Source organism: Mesorhizobium sp. M7A.F.Ca.ET.027.03.2.1 (assembly GCF_003999175.1).
Classification (GTDB): Bacteria; Pseudomonadota; Alphaproteobacteria; order Rhizobiales; family Rhizobiaceae; genus Mesorhizobium.
In genome coordinates, this window is sequence record NZ_RZOM01000388.1 from 1 (window position 1) to 5,133 (window position 5,133).

Consider the following 5,133-nt stretch of genomic DNA (forward strand, 5'->3'; position numbering starts at 1 on the left):
ATCATCAGGCGGTCGAGGCAGCGGCCGAGCGGCAGCGTCGTCTGGGCGATGCGATGAACGGCCCTGGCGAGGTGTTGGTCGAGCTGGCCGAACTGCTGGTCAAGACCGTCGCGCATGCCGACTGGGCGATGCTGCAGAAGAACGGCACCGACGCCACCACGGCCTGCGTGACGATCGCACGCGCCGGCACTGGCCGGCGCAAGGTGCTGGTCGCGCGCGGCTCCTATCACGGCGCCGTGCCGTGGTGCACGCCTTCGCTCGCCGGCGTCACCGCCGAGGACCGCGCCCATATCATCCATTTCGACTACAATGACGTTGCCAGCCTCGAGGCAGCCGTCGAGCAGGCCGGCAGCGATCTTGCCGCCGTCGTCGTCACCGCTTTCCGCCACGATATCGCCCGCGACCAGGAACTGCCGACCGCCGCCTTCGCCAGACAGGCGCGCGAGCTGACCACCGCCGCCGACGCGGCGCTGATCGTCGATGATGTCAGGGCCGGCTTCCGCATCGATCTCGCCGGCAGCTGGGAACCGCTCGGCGTACGGCCGGACCTGTCCGCTTTCTCGAAGGCGATCGCCAATGGCTATCCGCTTGCCGCGATCACCGGCACCGACCGGTTTCGCGAAGCCGCGACCAAGGTCTATGTGACGGGGTCGTTCTGGTATGGCGCCGTCGCCATGGCCGCCGCGATCGCCACCATCAACACGCTGCGCGACACCGACGCAATCTCCAGGATGACTGAAGCCGGCGACAGGCTGCGCTCAGGCCTCGATGCCGCAGCGAAGAAGCATGGCCTGTCGCTTCGCCAGACCGGCCCAGTGTCGATGCCGATGGTGCTCTTCGACGGCGATGCCGAATTCAAAAAGGCCGACGCCTTCTGCTCGGCCGCCTTGCGCGAGGGCGCCTATTTCCACCCCCGGCACAACATGTTCCTGAGTGCCGCGCATACCGCAAAAGACATAGATCTCGCCCTGCACGCTGCCGATGCCGGCATGGCCGCAGCGGCGCAGGTGGCGTGACCAGCGCCGATGCGGTGGGAAGGAACAAATCGCTCAGCCGACGGCCGACACCAGGCGGCCGTTCTGCGCCGCGCGGCGCAGTTCTTCCGGCGTGACCGCACCGTCGTTCAGCCGTTCGAGAACCTTGACCAACAGGCGTCCGCCTTCGATCATGTCCTGCTGAATGCCCTTGCGCACGCCGTTCTCGTCACGCGCCCGCAGCGCGTCGAGAATGTCGAGGTGCCGGTGGCGGCCGTCGTAGGTCGGCCTGGCGTGCGGGTATTGATAGTTCACCAGTGGTCCGTTGCGCAGCCAGATGCCCTCGATGATGGCCAGCAACTCCGGCATTTGCGCCGCCTGGTAGATCGAGTGATGGAATTCCCAATTGTCGCGGACGGCTTCGAACCAATGGCCATTGTCCTCGTTGGCAATCAGTCTGTCATGCACCTCGGCCAGACGGTCGATCTCCCGTGGCTCGATGCGCGTTGTTGCCGCCGCCCCCGCCATGCCTTCGAGATGCAGCCGGATGCTGCGCAGTTCCAGATATTGGGCCAGCGACAGCTGGGCGACGGTGATCGAACGGCCAGCCTCCATCTCCAGGCCTTTTTCGCGCACCAGCTGCATCAGCGCCTCGCGCACTGGCGTCTCAGACACCTGAAGGCTGGCGGCAAGGTCGCGGATCTTGAAGCGATGGCCCGGCCAGAAGCGGCCCTCCATCATGGCGCGGCGAAGCTCCTCGTAGACGCGCGTCGTCAGATTGTCGCGCGCGATCGGCGCGATAGAAGCAGTCACATCCGCTCTCCGTTCTTGCAGCGGCGCCGGCGTCGCCTGCGTCGCGTGGGCTGTGTATATGATACCACGAATGGCCTGACCACCGACATGAGACAGGCAGCTGCGAGACGGGCAGCCATGGTGCAGACGGACATGAGACGGGGCGCATGACCGCGACGCCTTCACTCCTGTTCGGCGCCATAGCCGACGATCTGACCGGCGGCACCGAGCTGGCGTCGATGCTGGTGGCGCGCGGCATTCCAACGGGATGCACGGTCGGACTGAGTGCGCCGATCCCACCAGGCAATCTTGCCCATGTGATCCTGCTGAAGACCCGCGTCATCGCGGCCAGCGATGCGGTGCGCCAGGTTCTGGAGGCGGCGGACCGGCTGCTTGAAGCTGGTGCCCGGCAGATCTTCTTCAAATATTGCGCCACTTTCGATTCGACGCCTGCCGGCAACATCGGTCCTTGCGCCGAGGCGCTGCTCGAGCGGCTCGGCGGCGGCGTCACGCTGTTCACCCCGGCGCTGTGTGAGACCGGCCGCACCGTCTATCAGGGACACATGTTCGGCGGCGCCCAATTGCTGGGTGAATCGCCCAAGCGCTTCGATCCGCTGACGCCGATGACCGATTCCAATCTGGTTCGCGTGCTGCAGGCGCAGAGCAAGGGCAAGGTCGGGCTGGTGCCCTATCTCGTCGTCGATGCCGGGGCGGAGGCCATCCGCAACGCCATACGAGAGCACAGCGCGGGCGGCGAGACGCTGCTGGTCACCGACACGATTCGCGAGCGCGACCTGGTTGCGATCGCGGAAGCGACCTTCGACCTGCCGCTGATGACCGGCAATTCCTCGGTCGCCGCGCATCTGCCACCGGCCTGGCTCACGCATGGGCTGCTGAATTCAGTCGATCTCGTTACCGCCAGCCTGCCGGCCATAAACGGCCCAGCGGCGGTGCTGGCCGGCAGCGTCGCCGACCGCACCATCGAACAGCTCGAACGCTTTGCGCAAAACCATCCACTGCTGACGATCGATCTGGCCAGAGCCTTCGCCGGCGCCGATGTAGTGGCCGAAGCGCGTGCCTTCGCCCAGCGGCATTTGCCCGGCGCGATGATCGCCATTGCCACGACAGCGCCGCAAACGACGGTCGAAGCGCTGCAGCAGGCGCATGGCCGCAAGGCGGTGGCGGCAAAGGCGGAAGAGATGCTGGCCGGGATTGCACAGATTCTGGTGCGTGAACTCGGCGTCCGACGGCTGGTCGTCGCCGGCGGCGAGACAGCCGGTTCGGTGGTCAAGGCGCTCGGCATCGACCGCATCGCCATGGGTGCCTATGAGGGGCCGGGACTGTCGCGTGCGACTGCTCACCTCCCCGGCCTGCCATCCGAGCCGCTGGCGCTGATGTTGAAATCGGGGAAGCTCGGCGGCCCGGATATTTTCGCCGACGTCCTGCAAGACATGACACGGGCGACCACCGTCGCGCCGGCGATCGATATATGGCCACCGGCAAAACCTGTCATGCGGCCAACCACAGGAAAAGCATCGTGATGGACACCGAGACTGCACGCGCCAGCCTGATCACCGCGACGCAGACGCTGGACGCCAGCGGGATGAATGTCGGCACCACCGGCAACATCAGTGTGCGGACGACAAGCGGCATGATGATCACGCCGACGGGAATAGCTACAAGCGCGCTTCGGCCGGAGCAGATGGTGCCGATGCAACTCGATGGCAGCTGGGAGGGAGCGTTCCGGCCGTCGAGCGAATGGGAAATGCACGCCGAGATCTACAAGGCTTTCCCCGAGGCCGGTGCCGTCGTGCATGCCCATCCCGATCATTGCGTGGCGCTATCGTGTCTGCGCGAGGGACTGCCGCTGTTCCATTACATGGTCGCGGGTTTCGGTGGCGATGATGTGCGCTGTTCGGACTATGCGCTGTTCGCGTCAAGCGAACTGGCCAAGGTTGCCGTCGTCGCGCTCAAGGACAGGTCGGCCTGCCTGCTCGCCAATCACGGCATGGTCGCTTTCGGCGGCGATCTCGACATGGCGCTCATCCGCACCATCAAGCTCGAGACCTTGGCGCGGCAATACCTTTTGGCGCGCAGCGCCGGTACACCGGTGCTCATCGAGGGCAGCGAGATAGCCGCCATTCGGGGGCGGTACAAGAATTACGGCCAGCAGAAGTAGCCGGCCGAGCAATTCCGGGAACGGCTCTTCGCGCTCTTGAAGTGAAGAACCACTCAGTCGTCGACCCGCAAATGCGAGACGAGGGCTGCCACGTTCCGTGGAAGATCAGGCGGGGATCGGTTCGGCTGCAGGCGCATAGACGCTGACAGCCCCGGAGCCGATCAGTTGGTCGATGGTCTCGGCGCTGTAGCCGAGCACGTCGGCCAGCACGGCAGCTGTGTCCTGGCCCAGCATCGGCGGCGCGGTAAAGTCGGCGGTCAGCTGCGCGGCAAGTCCCTGTGCCGGGCGCACCATGGCGACGGAGCCGAGATGCGGATGCGGCAAGGTCTGGACGAGGCCACGTTCGCGCACATTGGGGCTATCGAAGACTTCCGGTATCGATTTTACCGTGCCGGCCGGCACGCTGGCGGCGGCACAGGTTGCCATCCAGTGGTCGCGTGGCTTGGTCTTGAAGGCAGCCGCCAATTCGGGGATCAAAGCCTCGCGGTTGGTGGCACGCGCGCCTGCCTTGATGAAGCGCGCATCCCCAGCCAGATGTGGCAGATCAAGGACCTTCTCGCACAGCGCCGCGAACTGGCGGTCATTGCCGACGGCCAGCGCGAAGCCGCCATCGGAAGCCTCGAATATCTGATAGGGGACAACCGTCGGATGCGCATTGCCGTAGCGGGCGACCTCGCGGCCGGTGTTGAGGTAACCGCTGCCGACATTGATCAGCAGGCTGAGCGCGCAGTCGATCAGCGACAGGTCGAGGAACTGGCCCTTGCCGGTCGTCGCGCGCTCGTAAAGCGCTGCCAGGATCGACTGCGTCGCGACCATGCCGCAGACGATGTCGGTGATGGCGACGCCGACGCGCATCGGCTCGCCATTGCTCTCGCCAGTGATGGCCATCAGGCCGCTTTCGGCCTGCATGACGAAATCATAGCCGGGCCGTCCGGCATCGGGTCCGGTCTGGCCATAGCCGGAGATCGAGCAGTAGATCAGCCGCGGGTTTGGCGCGCTGAGTTCCTTGAAACCGACGCCGAGGCGGTCGGCGGTGCCGGAGCGGAAATTCTCGACGACGATGTCGGCCTTCGCCGCCAGTTCGCGCACGATGGCCAGCCCCTGCGGGCTTTTCATGTCGAGCGCGATGCTCTGCTTGCCGCGATTGGCGCAGAGATAGTAGGTCGAGACACCCTTGTAGCTCGGCAC

The 5,133-nt window shown here is 65.6% G+C and carries 5 protein-coding genes; 3 read left to right on the forward strand and 2 right to left on the reverse strand.

Annotation, left to right across the window (positions count from 1 at the left end; translation table 11 throughout):
• Positions 1 to 1,016: aminotransferase class III-fold pyridoxal phosphate-dependent enzyme (locus tag EN750_RS17730; protein ID WP_127397186.1), on the forward strand; the 1,016-nt coding region annotated here is incomplete at its 5' end.
• A 33-nt stretch (positions 1,017 to 1,049) separates the two neighbouring features.
• Here the strand turns inward: EN750_RS17730 and EN750_RS17735 are convergent.
• Complete coding sequence (locus EN750_RS17735) at positions 1,050 to 1,787, reverse strand: GntR family transcriptional regulator (protein ID WP_127267755.1); 738 nt, start codon at positions 1,785 to 1,787, stop codon at positions 1,050 to 1,052.
• A gap of 146 nt (positions 1,788 to 1,933) precedes the next feature.
• Here EN750_RS17735 and otnK point away from each other — a divergent pair, with 146 nt between their 5' ends.
• Positions 1,934 to 3,307: a 3-oxo-tetronate kinase gene (gene otnK / locus EN750_RS17740; protein WP_127397187.1), complete on the forward strand. Its 1,374-nt coding sequence runs from the start codon at positions 1,934 to 1,936 to the stop codon at positions 3,305 to 3,307.
• Positions 3,307 to 3,945 (forward strand): class II aldolase/adducin family protein, encoded by a 639-nt coding sequence (locus EN750_RS17745; RefSeq protein WP_127397188.1) that lies wholly within the window; start codon positions 3,307 to 3,309, stop codon positions 3,943 to 3,945. The genes otnK and EN750_RS17745 overlap by 1 nt, the downstream gene beginning before the upstream one ends.
• 105 nt (positions 3,946 to 4,050) lie before the next feature.
• Here the strand turns inward: EN750_RS17745 and EN750_RS17750 are convergent.
• Positions 4,051 to 5,133, reverse strand: a 1,083-nt coding sequence (locus tag EN750_RS17750; protein ID WP_145967746.1) for a CaiB/BaiF CoA-transferase family protein, incomplete at its 5' end; no start/stop codon positions are given.

Coding starts and splice junctions, on each gene's coding strand:
- otnK (WP_127397187.1), top strand. CDS start 1,934: ATGACCGCGACGCCTTCACTCCTGTTCGGCGCCATAGCCGACGATCTG.
- EN750_RS17745 (WP_127397188.1), top strand. CDS start 3,307: ATGGACACCGAGACTGCACGCGCCAGCCTGATCACCGCGACGCAGACG.